The sequence below is a fragment of the Weissella bombi genome (genome assembly GCF_900094835.1).
GTDB lineage: Bacteria > Bacillota > Bacilli > Lactobacillales > Lactobacillaceae > Weissella > Weissella bombi.
Window position 1 is genome coordinate 79,654 of the sequence record NZ_FMAO01000005.1, and the last position, 22,817, is coordinate 102,470.

The 22,817-nt window shown below is 36.1% G+C and carries 21 protein-coding genes and 1 riboswitch; of the genes, 4 read left to right on the forward strand and 17 right to left on the reverse strand.

Features of this window, described 5'->3' with window-relative positions; genetic code table 11:
• Nucleotides 1-103: 103 nt before the first annotated feature.
• The 6 genes from GA0061074_RS04805 to GA0061074_RS04830 all read right to left on the reverse strand — a co-directional run bounded on the left by GA0061074_RS04805 (nt 104) and on the right by GA0061074_RS04830 (nt 6,824).
• Complete coding sequence (locus GA0061074_RS04805) at nt 104-1,150, reverse strand: peptidylprolyl isomerase (RefSeq protein WP_092462395.1); 1,047 nt, start codon at nt 1,148-1,150, stop codon at nt 104-106.
• Between the two features lie 73 nt (nt 1,151-1,223).
• Nucleotides 1,224-3,692: a carbamoyl phosphate synthase preATP-grasp domain-containing protein gene (locus tag GA0061074_RS04810; RefSeq protein ID WP_092462397.1), complete on the reverse strand. Its 2,469-nt coding sequence runs from the start codon at nt 3,690-3,692 to the stop codon at nt 1,224-1,226.
• A complete protein-coding gene (locus GA0061074_RS04815; RefSeq protein WP_092462463.1) occupies nt 3,689-4,771 on the reverse strand; it encodes a carbamoyl phosphate synthase small subunit in 1,083 nt (360 codons plus the stop codon). Before GA0061074_RS04815 ends, GA0061074_RS04810 begins: the two co-directional genes overlap by 4 nt.
• A gap of 61 nt (nt 4,772-4,832) precedes the next feature.
• Nucleotides 4,833-5,345, reverse strand: coding sequence for a bifunctional pyr operon transcriptional regulator/uracil phosphoribosyltransferase PyrR (gene pyrR / locus GA0061074_RS04820; RefSeq protein ID WP_092462399.1), 513 nt, complete (start codon nt 5,343-5,345; stop codon nt 4,833-4,835).
• A 201-nt stretch (nt 5,346-5,546) separates the two neighbouring features.
• Entirely contained in the window at nt 5,547-6,452 is a 906-nt protein-coding gene (locus GA0061074_RS04825) for an RluA family pseudouridine synthase (RefSeq protein ID WP_092462401.1), read from the reverse strand.
• A complete protein-coding gene (locus GA0061074_RS04830; protein WP_092462403.1) occupies nt 6,453-6,824 on the reverse strand; it encodes an EbsA family protein in 372 nt (123 codons plus the stop codon).
• Nucleotides 6,825-6,912: 88 nt separating this feature from the next.
• Here GA0061074_RS04830 and GA0061074_RS04835 point away from each other — a divergent pair, with 88 nt between their 5' ends.
• A complete protein-coding gene (locus GA0061074_RS04835) occupies nt 6,913-7,302 on the forward strand; it encodes a ribonuclease HI family protein (RefSeq protein ID WP_092462405.1) in 390 nt (129 codons plus the stop codon).
• On the opposite strand, the gene GA0061074_RS04840 is transcribed toward GA0061074_RS04835, so the two are convergent.
• Complete coding sequence (locus GA0061074_RS04840) at nt 7,286-8,638, reverse strand: Na+/H+ antiporter NhaC family protein (RefSeq protein WP_092462407.1); 1,353 nt, start codon at nt 8,636-8,638, stop codon at nt 7,286-7,288. The two genes, GA0061074_RS04835 and GA0061074_RS04840, sit on opposite strands and share 17 nt — an antisense overlap.
• A gap of 688 nt (nt 8,639-9,326) precedes the next feature.
• On the opposite strand from GA0061074_RS04840, the gene GA0061074_RS09100 reads away from it, so the two are divergent.
• Complete coding sequence (locus GA0061074_RS09100; protein ID WP_159426656.1) at nt 9,327-9,671, forward strand: XRE family transcriptional regulator; 345 nt, start codon at nt 9,327-9,329, stop codon at nt 9,669-9,671.
• 93 nt (nt 9,672-9,764) lie between these two features.
• Entirely contained in the window at nt 9,765-10,256 is a 492-nt protein-coding gene (locus GA0061074_RS04850; RefSeq protein WP_092462409.1) for a DUF2798 domain-containing protein, read from the forward strand.
• Nucleotides 10,257-10,838: 582 nt separating this feature from the next.
• Here GA0061074_RS04850 and GA0061074_RS04855 read toward each other — a convergent pair.
• Both GA0061074_RS04855 and lepA read right to left on the reverse strand, forming a co-directional pair.
• Nucleotides 10,839-11,081 (reverse strand): type B 50S ribosomal protein L31, encoded by a 243-nt coding sequence (locus GA0061074_RS04855; protein WP_092462411.1) that lies wholly within the window; start codon nt 11,079-11,081, stop codon nt 10,839-10,841.
• Between the two features lie 116 nt (nt 11,082-11,197).
• Nucleotides 11,198-13,021, reverse strand: a complete 1,824-nt coding sequence (gene lepA / locus GA0061074_RS04860; RefSeq protein WP_092462413.1) for a translation elongation factor 4 — start codon at nt 13,019-13,021, stop codon at nt 11,198-11,200.
• Nucleotides 13,022-13,351: 330 nt separating this feature from the next.
• Here lepA and GA0061074_RS04865 point away from each other — a divergent pair, with 330 nt between their 5' ends.
• On the forward strand, nt 13,352-13,984 hold the full coding sequence (locus GA0061074_RS04865; protein WP_092462415.1) for a DUF308 domain-containing protein: 633 nt from the start codon (nt 13,352-13,354) through the stop codon (nt 13,982-13,984).
• 235 nt (nt 13,985-14,219) lie between these two features.
• Here GA0061074_RS04865 and cls read toward each other — a convergent pair whose 3' ends face one another.
• The 8 genes from cls to GA0061074_RS04905 all read right to left on the reverse strand — a co-directional run bounded on the left by cls (nt 14,220) and on the right by GA0061074_RS04905 (nt 22,720).
• Complete coding sequence (gene cls, locus GA0061074_RS04870; RefSeq protein WP_240005861.1) at nt 14,220-15,668, reverse strand: cardiolipin synthase; 1,449 nt, start codon at nt 15,666-15,668, stop codon at nt 14,220-14,222.
• Nucleotides 15,669-15,747: 79 nt separating this feature from the next.
• The gene (locus GA0061074_RS04875) at nt 15,748-17,268 is read right to left on the reverse strand and encodes an ABC transporter permease/substrate-binding protein (protein WP_092462419.1); all 1,521 of its coding nucleotides are present in this window, start codon (nt 17,266-17,268) and stop codon (nt 15,748-15,750) included.
• A 10-nt stretch (nt 17,269-17,278) separates the two neighbouring features.
• A complete protein-coding gene (locus GA0061074_RS04880; RefSeq protein WP_092462421.1) occupies nt 17,279-18,199 on the reverse strand; it encodes an ATP-binding cassette domain-containing protein in 921 nt (306 codons plus the stop codon).
• Nucleotides 18,200-18,298: 99 nt separating this feature from the next.
• A complete protein-coding gene (gene thiE, locus GA0061074_RS04885) occupies nt 18,299-18,916 on the reverse strand; it encodes a thiamine phosphate synthase (RefSeq protein ID WP_092462423.1) in 618 nt (205 codons plus the stop codon).
• A complete protein-coding gene (gene thiM, locus GA0061074_RS04890) occupies nt 18,876-19,715 on the reverse strand; it encodes a hydroxyethylthiazole kinase (protein ID WP_092462425.1) in 840 nt (279 codons plus the stop codon). Before thiM ends, thiE begins: the two co-directional genes overlap by 41 nt.
• Nucleotides 19,715-20,233, reverse strand: coding sequence for an energy coupling factor transporter S component ThiW (thiW, locus tag GA0061074_RS04895; protein ID WP_092462427.1), 519 nt, complete (start codon nt 20,231-20,233; stop codon nt 19,715-19,717). The genes thiM and thiW overlap by 1 nt, the downstream gene beginning before the upstream one ends.
• Before the next feature lie 98 nt (nt 20,234-20,331).
• Nucleotides 20,332-20,434, reverse strand: a riboswitch (TPP riboswitch).
• Between the two features lie 59 nt (nt 20,435-20,493).
• Nucleotides 20,494-21,378 carry a LysR family transcriptional regulator gene (locus GA0061074_RS04900; protein WP_092462429.1) on the reverse strand — a complete coding sequence of 295 codons (885 nt, stop codon included), beginning with the start codon at nt 21,376-21,378 and terminating at the stop codon, nt 20,494-20,496.
• 121 nt (nt 21,379-21,499) lie between these two features.
• A complete protein-coding gene (locus GA0061074_RS04905; RefSeq protein ID WP_092462431.1) occupies nt 21,500-22,720 on the reverse strand; it encodes a phosphoglycerate kinase in 1,221 nt (406 codons plus the stop codon).
• Nucleotides 22,721-22,817 lie beyond the last annotated feature (97 nt).

Sequence of the window (22,817 nt, forward strand, 5' to 3'; positions counted from 1 at the left end):
AACGAAGCATTTCATATATTAATTATTGTATCGTAAATACGAATTATTTTCAGCTTTTTTCAAATAAAAAACTGCAGTTAATGACTGCAGTTTTTATTATTAACTATTTATCATCTTGTGAACTAGCTGAACTTGATGACTCACTAGACTCACTTGAGCTTGAATTTGATGACTCACTGCTCTTCGAGCTGGCTGAGCTTGATGATTCACTACTCTTTGAGCTTGATGACTCTGATGATGTGCTACTCTTTGCAGCCTTAGCTGTTGCAGCAGCTTGTGTATAAGTTGACAAAACATTTTGCAAGGTAGAATCCTTAATGTTAACATCAGCCTTACCTAATTCATCACCTACAATTGCTTGTACTTTAGTTGTATCAGACATTGTTTGTTCAACCAAGATACTCTTCATCTTTGACTTAAGTGCACTAAATGACTTCTTTGAAGCTTGTGAGTTCTTCTTAATAATGAAGTAACCTTGTGATGATTGAGATGCCACTGGTGTCTTTGTGTATTCACCCTTCTTTAGCTTGAAGGCTGCTGACTTAAAATCATCTTCCAAGTTAGCATCAGTAGAATCAAAGGCAGTCATCTTACCACCATTCTTCTTAGTATTAGTATCAATTGACTTTTCTTTTGCTAACTTAGCAAAGTCACCACCCTTGTTTAGCTCAGCAATGACCTTCTTAGCGTCATCTTCAGATGATGTCAAAATAACAGAAACATTTGTCTTTGGTTGGTAGCTGTTATAAGCTTTGCGCAATTGCTTTGTTGAGTAGTTTTCGTTAGCAATTACTGCTTGCTTTTCTAGCGCTTGAATCTCCAATGATTGTCGGAAACTATCCTCATCCATACCATTTTGTGACAAAGTTTGTGAGAATTGTGAACCATATTGTTGCTTAGCATCTTTAAATTGTTTTTCGATAGACTTCTTTGAAACCTTATCGCCATACTTATCATCCAAAACCTTTTGAATAATCATATTAGCCAATTCTTGTTGTCCTGCTGGCGATTTCTTCAAATTTTTATAATACTCAGCTTGTGAAACGTTACCTGCATCAGTCGTTACGATTGATTTAGGACCGATTCCCCAGGCTGCTAGACCAACTGCTACGGCAACGGCTACTAGCACACCTAATACTTTTTTCCACATGGGTAGTGCCTTCTTTCTTGATTTTATTTAATATTACAACTTTTCTAGTTTATCATATAAACACAACTGATACTTAAATTAAATGATAAGTTGCACCAATTGCATAGCGTCCATTGTCCAATTCTTGATGAATTTCCATGTGTTCCTCAAAATCTGCATGCCAATATGTTAACTGCGCTTTGGGAATACGCCATTGCAATGTTTTTAGTTGTGCCAAAAATTGTTGTTCAACATGTGTTTGACGATGGAGCATATAACGAACCACTAAACGCATCCAATCAATGCCTGTTACTTTATCCAAAAAAGCAACCATCGTAAATGGCATTGGTCGAACAATCATCAATGGTTCCCCATCATGACTAGGCTGTTGCTTTAATAACATTTGATATAAACCAGGTGTTTCTGAATTCATTTGTGGTCGCGGTATTTTATTCCAAAGATCTTCAGTCATTGCTGACTGATCTAGAGTTATACCATCATTACTTTGATTACTAATACCAATCAAATAAATCGTTTGACCGTCATAGAAGTAATTAACAATCCGGCGTGACGTATCAGCCTCCATACTACTTGGCAAATATTTTTCTTTTGCAATCACTTGCACATTAATACCATTGCTACGCAAACTATTAATTAATTTGATACGATTTCCCGGTACAAAAACCTGTGTTGGTTGTTCAATTTCAATAACGTTCATTACATCGGAAATCTCTAGTGGTTCATAGTACTTCTTATTTCCTAATTGAGGCATAAACATCAAATCAGTCGGACTGTTATTCATAAGTACTGTTTCAATACCTTGTGCTTGTAACTCAGCTACAACCATTGCCATAACATAAGAAGCAGCAGCACCATCACCCAGACGGAAACCACCACTACCAATGACTAGTGCCGTATGTGTTCCTAGACGTGTGCTTTCATTCTCTGATTCGAACGTTGAATAATACTGATTAGCTGCTTCCTCAAACTCACCTGCAGATGGTTCGAAGGCCTTATAAGTTGGCAAAATACCGTTATCCCAACGATAACGACGTACTTCTTCATATTTTGCATTCCACAAACGGGCAATCAAACCATCCGAAAGGCCATAGTATTTTGCTAGTTTAATAACATCAACTTGCCATGGCGTATTTTTTACAGTTTCTTCTAATTTATTAATTTGATCTAATTTATAGAAATAAAACGCATTAATTTTGGTCATTTCAGCTAATTCATCAACAGTATAACCACGTCTTAAGGCTTCCAACAATACAAAAATACGATTGTCGCGGGGATGGATAAGTTGCTCAATAATCTCATTATCCGTCAACGCATTCATCACGGTTGGTGAAAAATTACGATTATTAAAATGAGCAGCACGAATTGCCTTTTCGAGCGCCTCTTCTACACTGCGTCCCACTCCGATTGTTGTCCCTACTGATTTTTGAACTGTATTTAAGCGATGTTCAGTTTTAACACCATTAGATTCAAAATCCCCAAATGAAAAAATAGGGAAACGAATCACAATATGGTCCATTGTCGGCTCCAGTAACGCCGTATGATTAGCACCTATGACAGGTGTTTTCACTGATTCAAGGGTCTCGCCTAAAATCAAACGTGTTACAACGGGCATAAGTGGATAGCCAGTTGCTGCAACTAATAATGCTGCCGTGCGGTCAAAATATGGTGTCACACGAGTTATGACATAATCATCTTCCTTTGGATCAACCGCAAATCTAACTTCTAATAGACCGATGACATCAAAACCACGAATAACCTTGAAAGCTGCTGCCCGTAATTTTTGATACACAGGATCTGGTAACGTTTGAATAGGTGTAATCGCAATCGAATCTGCAGAGTGAATACCGACTGGATCCATATCTTCAACTCCACCAATTAGTACTGTTGTATCGCGTTTATCACGAACCACTAGCATGGAAATTTCTTGGTGACCCTGAATGCTTTTATCAATATTCACTTGATGGGTAATTGAGCGATTAAGTGCCGTTTCAACAGCATCCTCTAAATCATCAATATCTGTCACCTGTAGTCGCAGTGTTTGACCATTAGGTGCAATTGGGCGTATCACAACTGGTAGCTCAAAATCCCTAACAGCATCAAATGCTTCACTGACATTACCCGCCAAACGTGATTGTACCGTTGGAATATTTAACTGCATCAATCGTTCATGTAAATACTTTGTATTTTGCGTTGCCTGCATAACTGGTAATGATAATCCTAAAACTTTTGGTGCACCATTACCCATTAGCTTTAAAATATCAGCACCTAAACGTGTCGCTGTTGAGCCACCCACTGAAGTTACCATAGCGGTAATATGTTCTTCATTGATAATTGTCATTAAATTATCAACAGTTAACTTTTTTTCGATAACCTGGATATCATGACGACTTGTCGTAAAGGCGTATGGATTATCGTCCACAACCACGACTTCATGACCATATTTTCTGATTGCATCAACTACTTGGTATGTTGCAGCATCCCCTTCAGTTTCACGCCCAAAATCGTTAGCAGAGCCACCAATAATTAGGACTCGTTCTGTCATACTACACCTCCTCGCCGCGCCATCACCATTTCCATAAACTCAGCAAAAGCCTGGGTTTCTTCTAATGGGCCTGGGGCAGCGTCTGGGAAAAATTGCACACTAAATGCGGGATAATCACGGTGACGTAAACCTTGAATTTGATTATCCGTAATATCAATATGCGTCACAAATAAAGGAGTATCTTTAATTGAGGCATGATCAACATAATATGCTTGTCCCTGTGTTGCGAAAATGATGTCATTCGTAATTTGTTCTCGGATTGGATGATTCATCCCATGATGAGCCGAAGCTAATTCAGTAACCTTTGCACCATTCGCAACTGCAAATAATTCATGACCTAACCCAATACCAAACAAAGGTACTCGTTGCTCAAATTCACGAATAATATCTAATGTTGTTTCTGGTACTTGGTTTGGATCACCTGGGCCAGAAGAGATAACAATCCCATCTGGATCAAGGTTAGCAACCTCATCTATCGTCGCCGAATAAGGCAATACCGTAACATTGGCATCAAAATCACTCAGCATTCTTAAAATACCATTTTTAAGACCTAGATCAATCACCACTACATTCGCACTACGCCCTGGATTGGCATAAGCCTTTGGTGTCGATACTTGTGCCACCTGTTGATTTGTCAATACCATTGCTCGTAACTGGTCAAAAGCGTGGTCATCCGGCTGATCAACAATTGATGCTTTTTGGACACCTGTTTCACGTAAATGGCGCGTTAAAGCTCGCGTGTCAATTTGTGAAATTCCTGGTACATTATGTCGTTTTAAATAATCATTCAAGCTAAGTGTTCGTAAACGATTAGTTGATATTTCAGCTATTTCACGAACCACAACACCTTTTACTGAGGGAACAATTGACTCATCTGCATAATGATTAATACCTGCAGCCCCAATAGTTGGTGTCGTAAACATCACAATTTGATTATAATAAATTGGATTCGTGATAATTTCTTGATACCCGGTCATAGATGTATTAAATACTAATTCACCAAAAGTTGTTGCAGGTGCACCAAAGGCCTCACCCGCATACACGGTACCATCTTGTAAAATTAAATAACGTGTTGTCATGACGTTGGTATCGTTTAGCAAAATTTCTAAACGATTCCTCCTTCCCGTTTAACGGTCAAAACTATTGAATTTCAATACCATCCATGCCGTCAAATTCCTTCATCTTTACTCGGATACTTTCGGAAGTTGCCGTTGGAATATTTTTGCCAACAAAATCAGCTCTAATTGGTAATTCACGATGACCACGATCAACCAACACAGCTAAATTAACTGCTGCAGGACGACCATTATCCATAATGGCATCCAATGCAGCTCTAATTGTACGACCTGTAAATAACACATCATCAACTAAGATAATACGCTTATTATCAATATTTTCCTCAAATGATATTTTTTCACCCACATGATGATTATCATCATCACGATAGTGCGTAATATCTAGTGGAATAACAGGAATGGTTGCACCCTCTAATTGTTGTAGACGATCAGCAATACGTTGTGCAATGAAAACACCACGCGTCTTAATGCCAACAATTGCTAAGTTTGTAACACCTTTATTTTTTTCAATAATTTCATAAGTAATTCTTGTAAGTGCTCGTTGCATTGCCATTGCATCAACAATTTCTTTTGCCATAATTTATTCCTTTTCTCTCGTTATTCAAACCTAATAAAAAAAGAGACACTACACTCTTAATCTAAAAGGGTAACGTCTCGTCAAATTTATTTATCACATTACCTTCTAGCAATCTCACTGAACCACCTTAAGAAAGTTTCAATTTATTTTTTATACATCTATTTTATCATGTTCAACACTATTTGCGAACAAACGGTTCACTTATTCTGCATAGGGTTTTAACTGATCTAACGCCTGTTCAAAATAATCTGGTAATGGCGCCTCAAACTGCATTGCTTCTTGAGTTGTAGGTTGTGTTAATCCTAACGTTGCGGCATGCAAATACTGACCATTACCTGCCAGTGTTTTTTTCGGACCATACAATGGATCACCAGCAACTGGATGTCCAATATAAGCCATGTGCACACGAATTTGATGCGTCCGCCCTGTTTCTAGGGTAACACGTAACAACGTGTAACCAACAAATCGTTTAACAACTTCAAAATGGGTTACCGCATCACGTCCGCCCGCAACAACAGCTTGTTTTTTACGATCAGCTTTTGAACGAGCTAATGGTGCATTAATTGTCCCTTTATTTTCCGTAAATTCACCATGTACCAAAGCATAGTACTGACGCAAATTTTTCTTAGCTTTTAAATCAGCTGACAATGCCTCGTGTGCTTTGTCATTCTTAGCAACCATTAGAAGTCCAGAAGTATCTTTATCAATTCGATGAACAATTCCTGGACGAATTACGCCGTTAATTGTTGAAAGCTTCGTATGATACATCAAAGCGTTAACTAACGTACCATCCGGATGACCAGCAGCCGGATGAACAACCATTCCCTGTGGCTTATTAATAACTAATAAATCATCATCTTCATATATAATATCTAAAGGAATATTTTGTGGTCGTACATCTAATACAACAGGTTCAGGAACTGTAAATGTTACAACATCCCCTTCATGAACTTTATACTTCGCTTTTTTTATATCACCATTAACTAATAATACGCCATCATCAATCCATTTTGATATTTGCGTACGTGTATAGTCGGTAAATTCATCCGCTACTACCTTGTCAAGACGACCAGTTTGTTCTGTAATCGTCAATGTTTCTTCAGTCATTTATTTACCTTTAATTTCCTTTTGTAACTGGTCCAAGAACTTCTTATTCATCCAATAACTATATCTTTCATCTTCATAGCTAAAAATAACCGTTCTTTTAGTAAACTGAACTTGTTGCATCTCGTTAAAACGAATTTTTTCTGTATGAACGCCAAACATTGGCATAATCAAAATAGCACCTGTTGACAACGTAACTTGCCGCCTAAAATATGTTAACAGTGCAACAAATACGAATATAATTGTCGCAATAATTGTCCAAATATTTAAATGGGTAACTTCAAGTTGCATTACTAACGCAAACATCGCAATCATGATAACCCATAACCAATTAATCAAACCTAACAAACCAGCTGGTTGATAGTATCCTTTCATTCTCAAATCCTTTCCGATCTGTGCATATTCGACAAATCATCTCAGAATGTCTCTGTCTTTTAGTATAATAAAATTGGAGGTACTTGTCATGTTAATCAAAATATATTCCGACGCTGCTAGTCAGGGAAATCCAGGACGTAGTGGCGCTGGTGTTGTAATTTTATATAACGGCCAACAAATTCAAAAGCATCATTACCTGGGCGTAATGTCAAACCATGAAGCCGAGTTTGCAGCAGCTATCTGGGCATTTGAAGAATTAGCCAAAATTGCTAATTCTGATGACACTATCATGTACTATGCAGATTCTAAATTAGTTATCGATAGTATCAAGAAACGTTATGCCAAACATTTTAGTGAACCATTATCAAACTTGTTAGCGCACCAAGATCAATATGAACTACTAATTCCAAACTGGATTCCTGAAAAACAAAATCACGGTGCACATCAACTCGCTTGGCAAGCTATTCATCACGCTTAATTTGCCCAATTCCTGTCCACGCACTAATTAATGAGCACACAGGTGATAACAAGGCAAAAAAAGTAAATGGTGCAAACGAGACTACTGAAACACCTAACGCTTGCGCGGCAAAGCTTCCTGCAACTCCCCATGGTACTAGGTAATTAATAACCGTTCCTGAATCTTCTAATGATCTTCCTAAAGTTAATGGGTTGATTTTTAATCGTGTGAAACTTTCCTTCCATAATTGACCAGGCAAAATAGTAGCTAAGTATTGCTCACCAATCAAAAAGTTAGCTGAGATACCTGTAATAACCGTTCCTGTAATCACACCAGCTTGGGTCTTAATACGCGTTACCAATGGTGTCATGAAGGCACTAAGGATGCCCTGCTCTGTTAGTAGTCCACCTAACGCCAATGCTAACATAATAATAATCACCGTTGGCATCATTGATAACATACCACCACGATTTAACAAACTAGCAAGCATTTCATTTTTTATTGTTGTTGTTGAACCATTCATAATAACATCAGAAAACTGCTGTATTGAATGATTAAACATAAATATAACGCCCGTTACTGCAATGTTCACCAACAACGTTGGAATCGCTGGCACATGATGCCAAGCCATAATGAATAACAAAATTAACAGAATCATTGACCACCAATTTGGTGATAATAATGACGCCAAATGTTGTAATTCGTGCACATCACTAGTGACTTTTGTTTGCGTGCTTAAAAATGTAAAAATTAATAATGAGCCAAGCAATGCAGGAATCGTTGTCCACATTAAGTTTTTAATATGGGCAAACAAATCAGTGCCTGCAATTGATGATGCTAAATTAGTTGAATCTGATAATGGCGAACTCTTATCACCAAAAATTGCACCAGATAATGCTGCACCAGCAACCATTCCTGGATCAAAGCCAATCGCTGTCCCAACCCCCATTAGTGCAACACCAACCGTTGCTAAAGTGGTAAATGCAGATCCGACCATCGTACCCATAATTGCCATAATCAAAACAGTACTAGGCAAAAACCATTCAACATTAGCTAATTTCAACCCCGCCCATAGCAGTGTAGGAATTGTATTAGTTTCCATCCAAAGACCAATCAGCATACCGATTAGCAAGAACAAAAATAACGGTGCTAATGCTTGTTCAATCCCTTTCAACAACTGTCCCTGGATATCTTGCCAAGACGTTTGTCGCATTTTAGCGAATAACATGACAAAAATAATACTTATCACCAGTGGCACATTGGGTGATAATCCGAACCCTAAAATACTAATACTAAAAATTAAAATGACTGCAATTAATAAAATCATACTTTGTTTAAACGTTACTGACTTATTCATATTTCTTCTCTCCTTTGTCATTACTTACCTACCGATAATTACCCTAAAAAGAGATAACGACTAAGTCCACCAACGTGATTGATATGTTCTAATACCCCAATGTTTTGCTCCTTTCAGCAATAAAAAAGTCCCAGTGACAAGTCAATTGACTCATCACTGGGACGAAAAGTTTCCGCGGTACCACCCAAAAATTAGTTAGTACACTGCGAACTAACCCACTTTAATTTATTTATATTTTATAAATAGTTCAATCACTTCACCTGCGCTACTCACAGCTCCCGTAGCTTCTCTGACATACAATGAAATGTTCTACCAATGTGCATTATTGTACGCATCTAATACAGACGTGTCAACCGATAAATAAAAATACGCAAATGTTTTAGTGATTTTATACTCTTAACGTAATCTGTCCTGTTAACGCTCGACTAATTTGTACCGGCATTATTTCTAGTGTAATAACACTATTTGAAAAGTGACCTTCCATATCTTAAAAACTATTTCTAAATCACTCGTCCCTCATCCTTCTGTAGTTTATTCATCGAATCATTGCTTTATTTACAGTTATACTGTAATATGGAAAGGTTGGCAAAATAATTGTAATAAGCACACATATCAATTATTTGCTCACAAAAGCTTAATTATTTCAGCTGTAAAACTGTAATTTATCAAAATCAGGAGAACACTTGATATGACAGTATATGAAAAAATAAAAGAAATTTCTAAAAAGCGTGGCATGAATTTGCAAACAGTCGCTAAACGGGCTGGTCTATCTTCTAATATGATTTATCAATACAAGACAGTAAATCCTAAGACAGAAACTTTAAAAGTATTAGCTGACGTTTTAGGCGTGTCAGTAGATTACTTATTAGATAAAACAGAAGATTTGCACGCAAATAAAAAAAACACTAACAATGCGCTCGTTGATCTAAAACAGATTGCTAAAGATGACAGTTGGGATGATTATTTATCTTCTGACGGTCACCCCATAACTGACCACGATAAGAATTTGTTACGTGTGATTTTCGGCGACTAGCATAATCAGTTAGATATGCATAACATTTAAAAATTACAAACTAATTAATACGTGTAATAGCTGATTCACGTTAAAAGCTGTCAGGAGTAATAAATGAAATCTATCAAGTTTTGGTTAAAAAAAGTACTACATCACCCCAATACTATGCCTTGGACCTTCATCGGTACTATGGTTGCAATCATGGCTATTTACAACACAATCATTCGATATGGTTTTTCAGAACGAATGCTTGAAAAAGTTTTCATTATATATCCTTTAATCGTTATATTTATATATTGTTTACGTACATACGTTACCTTACCACTTGCTTTAAAATTACATAACTACTTTCCAACTGTTATAGCTAATAATATTCCCAAACAAATTAGTGTTCCTATGCTCGTTATCACATTTAATGTTTCAATTATGATGATTTGGTTTACAGAGATACATCGTCAACTATATCCACAATTCGTACCTGGTTATTTAGGTAATTGGGTAAAAACTTTTTTTGTTGCCATTCCTGTATTTTTCTTTATAGTTCGCCCTACTCTAATTACCATATTCAAAAAATTAAAACAATCACATCCTTTGCCATTAAAATAAAAAAATCACCTATTAGGTGGCATACATATACACGTGAATCTAAACACGTTAAAGGTTGTTAGGATTACATTTGCAACAATCTCTATAATTGGAGCTAAAAAAGCATTAATCCTACACTTATCAAATTAACATTGATAACTATATTCTAAAATTATAAAAATATTTGAAAGCAACGGAAAGCCAGACCCAGATATGTCTTTAAACTATCTATTTTTTTGCATATAATGTTAATTTTTAACTGATTTCGGGCTAAAAAATAGGTAAAGTTTGCCGTTTAACAGTCCATGTCAAAAGAAAAAGAACGATTAAGAACAGAATTGATATTGCATATGTCAGTGAACATTTAGGTCACTCTTCTGTTTTCGTAATCCAAAAAATGTATTTGCTAAACGAAAAATGTATAGATTAGTCAAAAAATCATTAATTTATTTGATGAATATAGTGGATAAAAGGTGGATGAAGTGCCCAAATAGTTCCCAAAATACGATACTTCACGATACTTCACAACACTTTAAAAAGCACACAAAAAAGCCGTCATATAGGCATTTAGCGCTATACAACGGCTTTTGTAGGAATTTGCGATTAAGCAAGTCCATATTTCTTGTTGAACTTATCAACAGCACCATCTGCAGTAGTAAACTTTTGCTTACCTGTGTAGAATGGGTGTGAATCTGAAGTAATTTCAACACGGATCATTGGGTAAGTAGCACCCTCAAATTCGATAGTTTCGTCAGAAGTACGAGTAGAACCTGACAAGAACTTGTAACCAGTAGTTGAGTCAACGAAAACCACTTGGTGGTAATCTGGATGAATATCAGCCTTCATTATTTTCTCCTTATCGCCCTGGATTTATAAAAACCAGAGTCAGTTTATTTAACTAAACTATATTAACATAAATATTTATATAATGATAGTTTTTCACTAAAAACTATCACAAGAATTTATTCTTCATCAGCTTTCAAAACGGCCATAAAGGCTTCTTGAGGCACTTCAACGGTACCAACTGATTTCATACGTTTCTTACCACGCTTTTGCTTATCTAACAATTTAGCACGACGATCTGGATCACCCGTGTGGATACGAGATGTAACATCTTTACGATAAGCCTTAATCGTTGAACGCGCAACAATCTTTGAACCAATTGCAGCTTGAATTGGAATTTCAAAATTACGACGTGGAATAATTTCTTTTAGCTTCTTTGTAATCACACGTGAACGTTCTTGCGCAAAATCACGATGTACAATAAAGCTTAAAGCATCAACTTTGTCTCCATTTAGTAAGATATCAATCTTTACCAAATCTGATTGACGATATCCTGATATCTCATAATCTAATGAGGCATAACCACGTGTACTTGATTTTAGTTTATCAAAGAAATCAAAGATAATTTCAGACAAAGGCATGTAATATTTAACATTAACACGATTCTCGTCCAAGTAGTCCATTGTGTCAAATTCACCACGCTTAGATTGCGCCAATTCCATAACTGCCCCAACGTAATCATTTGGCACCATAATTTGGGCATGAACAAATGGCTCTTCGATTGTTTTAATTTCAGAGACATCAGGTAATTCAGATGGATTAGCGACTTCAACCATTTCGCCATCAGTCGTATAAGCATGATACGTTACAGACGGTGCTGTAGTGATCAAATCCAAATCAAATTCGCGTTCAAGACGTTCTTGAATGACATCCATGTGTAGCAGTCCTAAGAAACCAGTTCTAAATCCAAAACCAAGTGCTTGAGAAGTTTCAGGTTCGAATTCCAAAGAAGCATCATTTAATTGCAACTTTTCTAGTGCGTCACGTAAATCATTGTACTTTGCATTATCAGTTGGATACAACCCGGAATAAACCATTGGTGTCATTGGCTGATAACCTGGTAGTGGTTCTACAGCAGGTTGCTTAACATGGGTAACGGTATCACCAGGTCGGGCATCACGAATATTTTTGATGGAAGCAGCAACATAACCTATATCACCTGCCATCAAATAATCACGCTTGATAGGCATTGGTGAATTTACGCCAACTTCTGTCACTTCATATTCTGCACCAGAATTCATAAACTTAATCTTTTCACCAGGTTTTAAAACACCTGTTTTTACACGAACCGTTAGAATGACACCTTTATATGAATCATAGGCTGAATCAAAGATTAGTGCTTGTAATGGTGCCGTCAAATCTCCTTCAGGAGCAGGAATATCAGTTACAATTTTTTCTAATAGTTCTGGAATACCAATGCCCTTCTTAGCAGATGCTAACACTGCTTCAGATGCATCAATACCAATTACATCTTCAATTTCAGTTCGAACAGCTTCAGGGTCGGCTGCTGGCAAGTCAATTTTATTAATAACTGGTAAAATTTCCAAATCATTTTCAATAGCTAAATAAACATTCGCTAATGTCTGTGCTTCAACTCCTTGAGCCGCATCAACAACTAAGATAGCTCCATCGGCTGCCGCCAAAGAACGTGATACTTCATATGAAAAATCAACGTGACCTGGTGTATCTACCAAATGAAAAATATAAGTTTCACCATCATTAGCTTTATAATGAACCTCAACAGCATTCATTTTAATCGTAATGCCGCGTTCACGCTCTAAGTCCATCGTATCCAATAGCTGATCTTGCATCTCACGTTCAGTAACCGTATGCGTTGCCTCTAAAATACGATCAGATATTGTTGATTTACCATGATCAATATGAGCCACAATACTAAAATTACGTATATGGTTTTGGCGCGCCTGCATCTCTTCTATATTCATTATTTGCGCTCCTATTTTGTATTTATTCTGTCCTTACCATTATACAGGTATTCTTAATATCATGGTAGTGCTCCAATATTCATTATTTTTTATCTAATTTATCAGTTATTTCTTTCGCTTTTTTTGTCACTGATTTATCAAACTTTCTTTGTCGATATTGTGTATACAAAAAAACCACCAACAAAATTATAATAATTATCCATTTTAGCATCGTCCCCATCCCCTTTTTATAAATAGTTAATATTTTTTATTTTAAATAAGTCTTCAATTGTATTTTACAGCATTTTCAATTACACTCAATTTAAACAACTTATATTAGGAGGCATTCTCATGGCTGATTTGCCAGAAGTTAAACATGAACCCAATAACGGTGAAGAAGTTGTGACGTCACGACGTTCAACACAATCACCACAACCACAAAAGCCAGTTATTTCTTATTTTGTCCGCAAACTATTGGCTGCTGCTGGTGTTATTTCAATTATTTTAGGTATTTTTGCATTTGTTTTTAATACTGAATGGCTATTAGCCGTTTCAATTATCTTTGGTCTCTTTTCAATTTTTATTGCTTTTATCGACCTCATGCTATTTAGCAATAGTGTCTACTTACGCGGCGCTCACTTAATGAGTGCCTTACTAAGCGCAGTGATGGGGCTAGTGCTACTATTCCGTCAAGATTTTACCCAAGATTTCATTGGTTTAGTTTTTGGTTTTTGGATTTTATTTAATGCTACTAGCAATTTGGCTCAAACTTGGGTACCTGAACTATTAATTGGTTGGCAACGTTTAGTTGGGCTAATTATTGGTGCAGTTGGACTTGTTTTAGGTTTATTCCTAGTATTGTTCACAGACTACTCAACACACACTATGCAAATTATATTAGGTATTTACACTGATTTGTTGGGTATCTTCTTCTTGCTTGTTAGTTTCTTCAGTCATAAAAATGATTTAAACACAAAAAAGTAAATACTATAGATAAAGAGGTTGGAACAAAAAAATTGTTCCAACCTCTTTAGTTTAAAATGCATTAATTATAAGCCTATAAGTTTTATAGCATAAACGCGTTCCAAAAGTCTGAAGCCTCAATGTAACGCAATTACCGCAATCCTTGTTCTTCGCGTTGCTACGGCCAAAAATTACGGTAATCACGATACACTCCGGCTTCAAAACAACTTTTGTCTCGCTCTCTTTTTAAAATCCATTATAAAATTGGCGTTAATAGCCTTGAGAAAAATTGCTTGAATCTCATCCATGATGATTGTGCTTCGAAATATGCTGGTGTCAAAAGCTTTGAATCTGACAAGTCTTTTTCAAAAATTTCTTCCATTTCTAATGCCAAGCGTTCGCTATATAGAAAGGCATTTACCTCAAAATTCAAGGAAAATGATCGAATATCCATATTTGCACTACCTACCGATACAATACGATTATCAATCACTATTGTTTTAGCATGTAAAAATCCCTTTTCATATGCATAAACTTCAATTCCTTCGTTAGCCAAAACACTGGCATAATATTCAGTTGCACGATAAACAAACATATGATCAGGCTTTGATGGAATCATAATTCTAACATGCACGCCTGACTTAGCGGCAATTGCAAGTGAATCCATGATTGCCTGATTTGGAATAAAGTAAGGTGACTGAATCGTAATGCTTTCATGGGCCATCGAAATCATGCGCAGATACCCTTGATAAATTTGATTCATATCAGAATCTGGTCCTGACGAAACAATTTGCATCGCCACATCACCACCTGTATCATGCGATGGAAAATACGAATCGCCAAACATAAGCTTTTCATGTCGAGTAGTCGCATTCCAATCCATGAAAAAGCGACTCTGCATTGCCAAAACCGCATCACCAACAACGCGTAGATGAGTATCACGCCAATAACCAAATTTTTCTAATCGACCTAAATACTGATCACCTACGTTAAAGCCACCAATATAACCAATATTACCATCTATAATTACTAACTTACGGTGATCATGATTATTAACATGAAGTGACATAAATTGCCATTTAGGCATTAGGAACGCTTCTACATGCCCACCTGCTTCACGCAATCGTTTATACAGTTTATTGTTCTTACCACCAGAACCCCAACTATCGTAAATAACACGAACACGAATACCCTTATTAGCCTTTTCCGTCAATAAATCAACTAACTCGTTACCTAATTTATCATTGTAAATCGTATAATATTCGATATTAATGTGATGCTTGGCAGCCTTAATATCAGCGAATAATTGCTTAAACTTCTCATGACCATCCGTATAAATTTTGACGTCATTTTGATTAGAAAAAATAGCCTGTTCACTTTGTAAAAATAATCGAACAAAAGCTTGTTCTTCAACATAGTGTTCTGAATCAGAAAATTCTACAACTTCTTTTTGTTGATTTTCTGCTATTTTATCGATACCAAAGACCTCTTGCGTTTGCATGTTGAAAATATGATGTCCTGATAATTTTCGTCCAAATAAAAAATAAATTAAAAAACCAATTCCAGGGAACAACAATAGTACCAGCATCCATGCCCAAATAGAAGTAATGTCACGATAACGGTCTCTAAAAACCGTTAAAATAGCTGCAAAAGTATTAATTACGAAAATAGTATCAATTAACACTATCAACCAATGTTCTGCCATAACTACTCTCCTTTTGAATAATACCCTAATTCTATCAGGTTTATATGCCAGCAACATGTCAATCGCTACAATTGAAAGATTACTTTAATAAATCATGTTTTTCTAAGTATTGACGTGCTACTTTATCAGCAGATTTATGTTCTACCGTTACTTGATAGTTCATATCAATCATGTCCTGATTAGTCACTTTATCCTTTAAACGTAGTAAGCTCTTTTTAACACTTGGATACTTCGTTAAAATATCTTTTCTAACTAACGGTGCGCCTTGGAATGGTGGAAAATAATTCTTATCATCTACCAAAGTCACTAATTTATCAGCCTTTAATTGCGGATCAGTTGTATAGGCATCAGTCACGTCAATTTGACCATTAGCTAACGCCTTATAACGTAAGCTTGATGACATACTCTTTACATCTTTAAACTGTAATTGGTAAGCCTTTTTTATTCCTGGATATGAATCTTTTAACTCATAAAAATCATGATCAAAACCTGCCGTTAGTTGTGGTGACATTTTAGCTAAATCACTCGTCGTTTTTAAATTATATTTTTTAGCATCACTTTGACGCACTGCCAATGCATAAGTATTTTGATAACGCATTGGTGGCAAATAAGCTAAATTCGCTTGCTTATCTAAAGCTTCTTTAGCATCTTGATATGCTTTCTTGGGTTGATGACTCACTGTCTTACCCTTAATCAAATTTTGTAAAACCGTTCCAGTAAATTCTGGATAAATATCAACATCCCCACTCTTAACTGCCTTATAAATAAACGTAGTACCACCAAAATCTGGCTTCAATTGCACATCTAAGCGTGGATTGTCTGCCTCAATTAAATCCTTGTACATATTAATTAAAATTTCAGGCTCACCACCAAGTTTACCAGCAACTGTAATTTGTCCTTTTGGCTGCATGAATGCTTTACCACCAAAATAACCACCTAATAGTACAAAAAAGACAGCAACCAAAATTCCCATCTTTTTCAAAGATAACCGACCAATAAGCTTAATTAACCAAGAAAATACTAGTGCCAGCAAAGCAGACAATATTGCGCCAAGTAATAATTGCGCATTGTCATTGGTCTGTATTCCAATCATGATAAACGAACCTAGACCACCACCACCAATTAGAGCAGCTAAAGTGGCCGTTCCAATAATCATAACCATTGCAATTCTTAATCCAGATAAAATCATTGGCATTGCCAATGGTAATTGAATTTTAAACAATTTAAATCGTCTAGAAAAACCAAATGCTTCGGCAGCTTCCAACAAATTATCATCAATTTCGGTTAATCCGGCGTAAGTATTTTGGAAAATTGGCATTATTGCATATAGCACTAATGCGATAATAGCAGGAATTGTTCCAATACCAACAAACGGAATTAGCACACCTAAAACTGCTAAGCTAGGAATTGTTTGGATAACCCCTGCAATTTGCAAAACAACTTCACCAGCGCGTCGATGATTCATTAAACTAATTGCTAAAGGAACTGCAATTACGGCGGCAATCAAAATTGCTGCTAAAGAAAGTAATATATGTTCTTCTAAAGCTACAACAATGTCATTCGTATGTGTCGTTACTAGATGTAACAAATCATTTAACATTTTTCCCTCCCTAATGCTTACTAATGTACATCAACAATTGCCTTTGATTAATAATATAATGCTGATCAACAATAACATAGTCATAATCATATAAGGCCGTTGCCAATTCTTGAATAGTTTGTGTACTTGTCAAATGAGGTACATCAAAAGAAATATTTTCCGTAATCGTTTCTTTTAACCCAGTTCGTATCAAATCATCAATTAGCGTAATTTTTTGATTGTTAAACAATGAAGACACAATCTGATTGGCAGGGTGATTAATAATCACCTGTGGTTCATCTACTTGTTGCAAATCACCATTTACCAAAACGCCAATTTTAGTTCCTAGTCGCAAGGCTTCTTGCATATCATGCGTTACAAACACAATGGTTGGTTTAAATTCTTGATATAAAGATAAAATTAAATCTTGCAATTGCTTTCGAGATAACGGATCCAGGGCACTAAAAGGTTCATCCATCAAAATAATTTCAGGTTTTGTAACCAAAGCGCGAACAATACCAACTCTTTGCTGCTCACCACCAGATAATTCACTAGGCATTCTTGAACCATACTGTTCATACGGTAACCCTACTTTATCCAATAACTCCTGAACAAGCTGTTGTCTTTCAGAACGTTTTACACCATTTGCTTCTAACAAAAGACCTGCGTTCTGGCTAATAGTCAAATTTGGGAAAAGCGCAATATTCTGCAAAACATAACCAATATTTTGTCTTAAACTAGTCGTATTAACTTGCGCCACATCCTGATTATCTATCAAAATTTTTCCAGATGTTTGTTGTGCTAACCGATTAATCATTTTTAAAATTGTCGTTTTCCCACTACCACTTGGTCCAACCAACACAAAAAATTCACCAGAAGCAATAGTCAAATTAATTTTATTAACAACCTGCTTGTTTTGATATGTTTTAATAACATTTTCAAATACAATCATTTTAATATTCCTTTCGTTTTATATTGTTCAAATATAACATTTTTTTAGAAGGATAAGTATATAAAAAAGACTGGGTAATTACTCCCAGTCTTCCCTTAACTACAATAGTTTAACTGCCTCTTTTAAATGTTGCACCTTACTTGCAATGTCGGTTGCTTGCATAATTTCACTCACTACAGCAACTCCAACAATTCCAGTACCTGACAAAGTATCAATATTGTGCTCTTTAATACCCCCGATTGCTAAAACAGGAATTTTAACGGTTGCTGTAATTTCCTCTAATGTTTCCTTAGTGGTTGGCTCCGTAATAACCTTCGTTTTAGTTGGGAACATTGCACCAGTTCCTAAATAGTCTGCACCTTGTTCTTCAGCTTCAACTGCTCGAGCAACTGTTTTAGCTGATACACCCAATATCTTATCAGGTCCCAATAACTTACGAGCAACGTCTACTGGCAATTCATCATCACCAATATGAGCACCATTTGCATCTACTGCCAAACAAATATCAATACGATCATCAATAATTAAAGGTAACTGATACTGATCAGTAATCTTTTTAACCTTAACTGCCAATTCATAGTAAGCACGTGTTGATAAATCTTTCTCACGTAATTGCACCGATGTTACACCATTCTCACATGCTAAAGCCACTCGTTCTAAAAACGTTGCTTCATCTTCACCGTAACGTGCCGTTACTAAATTCAATACCTTCGCCATTTACATTCCCCTTTATTTGATTAATCCAATCTGCATCTTCCACACCCAAAAGTGATAATTCGTTTAAAAAGTAATGCCTAAAATCAGCAATTCCCTTTGTTGGCACTATTTTTTTAGCTTTTTCACTAGCAATATTTAAATAACTAATTGCATGGACGGCTGCATTCTCTACTGAATGCTTTTCACCTAATAGAGCAGCTAATAGTGCTCCCAAAATATCACCTGAACCAGTAAAACAATCTAATTCAGGAACACCATTCTCCAAAATCCACACATTATTTTGCGCCACTATAATATCTTTAGCCCCGGTTGCAACATAAGCTGATGTCACAGGCATTTTCTTAAGCGCACCTGTCAATTCTTCTAGTGCTACATCCGTTTGATCAAGCGGATTACCATCAACACCACGCCCATTCGTTTCTAATCCAGCAATTGCTCGCATTTCAGAAATATTACCGCGAACAATTGTTGGCTCATAATCCATAATATGACGTGCTGTTGTCATCGCAGTACTAGCGCTTGCCACACCAACCACATCTAAAACAAAGGGCTGTTTATTATCATAAGCCAGCTTAGCAGCAGCAAAAAGACTTTCTTCTCTTTCCACTGATAAACTACCTAGATTTAGTAATAGACTATTTGTTTGTTTTGCTAAATCATCAAAAGAACGGACATCTTCCGTCATGATTGGTTTTGCTCCTACATAGAGTAATGCATTAGCCATTGTTTCAACAGTAACTGTATTCGTTATACAGTGAACCAATGGTGAATTAGTTAAAGGCATCGTTATTTTTTTCATTATCGTATCACCATTTTTCCATTAAATACTTGCATCATATCTTTAAATAAAGAAATTTTCTTTGCTTGTTGCCAAATTAGCCATGCAGCCACCGCGCCCATTATGGTTGCACCTAAAAATCTTGGTGTATACAGTAACCAATATAAATCAGTCTTTGTGCCAGTAAATAGTACCATTACTGGATAAGATACCAATGATCCGATAATTCCGGTTCCAATAATTTCTCCCACAATCGAACCATAAATATTCCGTGTCAGGCGTGCACCAACACCGGCTAACAAAGCACCAAAAACAGCTCCCGTTAATGCTAATGGCGGAATACCCATTAACATCATTCGTATAACACCACAGCACACTGCCATGATAGTGCCATATAAAGGCCCCATTAATACACCCGCCAAAATATTAATGACACTTGACATAGGTGCCATCCCTTCAATACGTAAAATTGGTGATAACACAACATCTAAGGCAATCATCATCGCTAAATATGTTATCTTTCTAATATTCGAGTTCATCCTATTTCTCCCAACTCTTCTACCCCCTATGACAACAACATAAAAAGACCTTCCTGTAATAAGAAATTACAAAAAGGCCTTTATAAATACAAGTATTGATAATGGTTTTTCACAATTCCTACGCTTAAATAACTAAAACAGGTACGAAGGGTTTAGAGTAATACTCTTTCTCAGCCAAGAATGGCTCCCCTTTGTGATTAATATTCTTTTATAGTTCTATAATATCACATTAATTATAAAAATACTGACTAATTAATATGTTAATTAATTGTTTGTGTGATGTAATTCCAAAATAATTCATTACCGTGAGACTCGTGTGCTTGTTTTAGACGCATAAAGCCAAAATTACTTGTTGTATTTAATCCTATCTTACGTTTTATTAATTGACTATCATTTCTGGTATCAACACGTTTATCCATCACCAAAGCTATTCCCATACCGTTAGACACCATATTTAAAATAATATCAATACGCTTACCCTGATAAGCAACTGCATTTTGCCATTGCTTTTTTTCAACCATAACTTTAAATTTATTAAATATTAACGTTTCTTCACCTTCAAGTAATAAGAGATCTTCCTGAATTATATCATTTAGTGAAAGTATTTTTTTTGCCGATAAAGGATGATTTGCTGGTAAAACGGCAACTAAGTTGTCCTGATCAGTCAATAATGTTTCCAAACGGTGATTTAAATCGGGTGTATAATGTCCAAAAATAATATCCGCTTGATTATCCATTACCGAATTAATTAAATCACTATCTTTAATTTCTGAAAAATGTAAAGTAATTTCAGGATAATTTTGATGAAAGGCACTCATCAACGAAAAGCCTTCATAATTGGAGAAGGACGACATTGTATGAATCGTTAAAACATTATCAGATTCAACATTATGTTTGTTTAATGTCTGTTGTAATGCATCAAACTCATGCAAAATTTTTTTTGCATACATCTCTGTAATACGGCCGGATTCAGTTAACGTAATTTGACGATGTCCTCGTATAAACAATTTCGTTTTTAACTCTTTTTCCAAAGCTAGTATTTGCTTAGAGATATTTCCTTGCGTTGTATATAGTCTTTGTGCTGTTTCAGAATAATTTCCGGTCTTAGCTAAATCTAAAAACACGTTAAATTTATTAATATCCATAACAATCTTCCTTAATAAACATTACTATTTGGAATAGTTTATCACAAATATGACTATAATAGAATATATAAAAAAAGACTGAACACAATTGCATTCAGTCTTTTATCATATTTTAAATTAATTACTTTTCAGAAATAGCAGCAATTCCTGGCAAAGTCTTACCTTCTAGGTACTCCAATGAAGCACCACCACCAGTTGAGATGTGGCTTAATTGATCAGCAACACCCAATTGTTGTACGGCTGCAGTTGAATCACCACCACCAACAATGGTTGTAGCGCCTTCTTCAGTAACCTTAACAAGTTCTTCACCGATAGCCAAAGTTCCCTTAGCAAAGTTTTCCATTTCGAATACACCCATAGGTCCATTCCAAACAACTGTCTTTGCACCAGCAAGAACTGACTTAAACAATTCAACTGACTTAGGACCAATATCTAGTCCCATGTAACCATCTTTAATGTCACCTTCAGCTACATATGTGTCAGCATCATTTGCAAACTTGTCAGCCGCAACAGCATCAACAGGCAATACTAGCTTATCACCAGCATCAGCAATTAATTGCTTAGCAAGTTCAACCTTGTCTTCTTCAAACAATGAATTACCAATCTTCTCACCCTTTGCAGCAGCGAAAGTATAAGCCATTCCTCCACCAACGATAACCTTATCGGCCTTTGCTAGCAGATTTTGAATGATTGTGATCTTATCAGAAACCTTTGCACCACCAATAATGGCAACAAATGGACGCTCTGGGTTCTCAACTGCACCACCCAAGAACTTAATTTCCTTTTCCATTAAGTAACCAGCAGCAGTTTGTGCAATATTAGCTGCAATACCTGCGTTAGAAGCGTGTGAACGGTGAGCCGTTCCAAACGCATCATTTACAAATACATCACCCAATGATGCCCAGTATGCACCTAATTCAGGATCATTCTTTGACTCACGCTTAACTTGTTCGCCATCAACAACATCTGCATAACGTGTATTCTCAAAAATCAATACTTGACCATCTTCTAATTGATTGATGGCTTCTTCAAGTTCAGGGCCTTCAATTGCAGGAACAAACGTTACAGGTTGACCAAGTAAATCAGCCAAACGTTGTGCAACTGGCTTCATTGATAGACCAGGCTTATCGTCTTCACTCTTAATACGACCCAAGTGTGAGAACAAGATAGCACGTCCACCTTCTGACAAAACATGCTTAATTGTTGGTAAAGCTGCCACAATACGGTTATCATTAGCAACTTCTTGTTGACCATCAACTTCCTTTAGCGGAACATTGAAGTCAACACGCATCAATACTTTTTTACCTTTTAACTCTAAGTCATCAACTGTTAATTTTGCCATGAGATTCCTCTTTTCTTTGTTAAAAATCACTAGGAAATTTATATAAAAAACGGGCGGTTCAGACTATTACTAAACCACCCGTTTTCAATAATAGTTA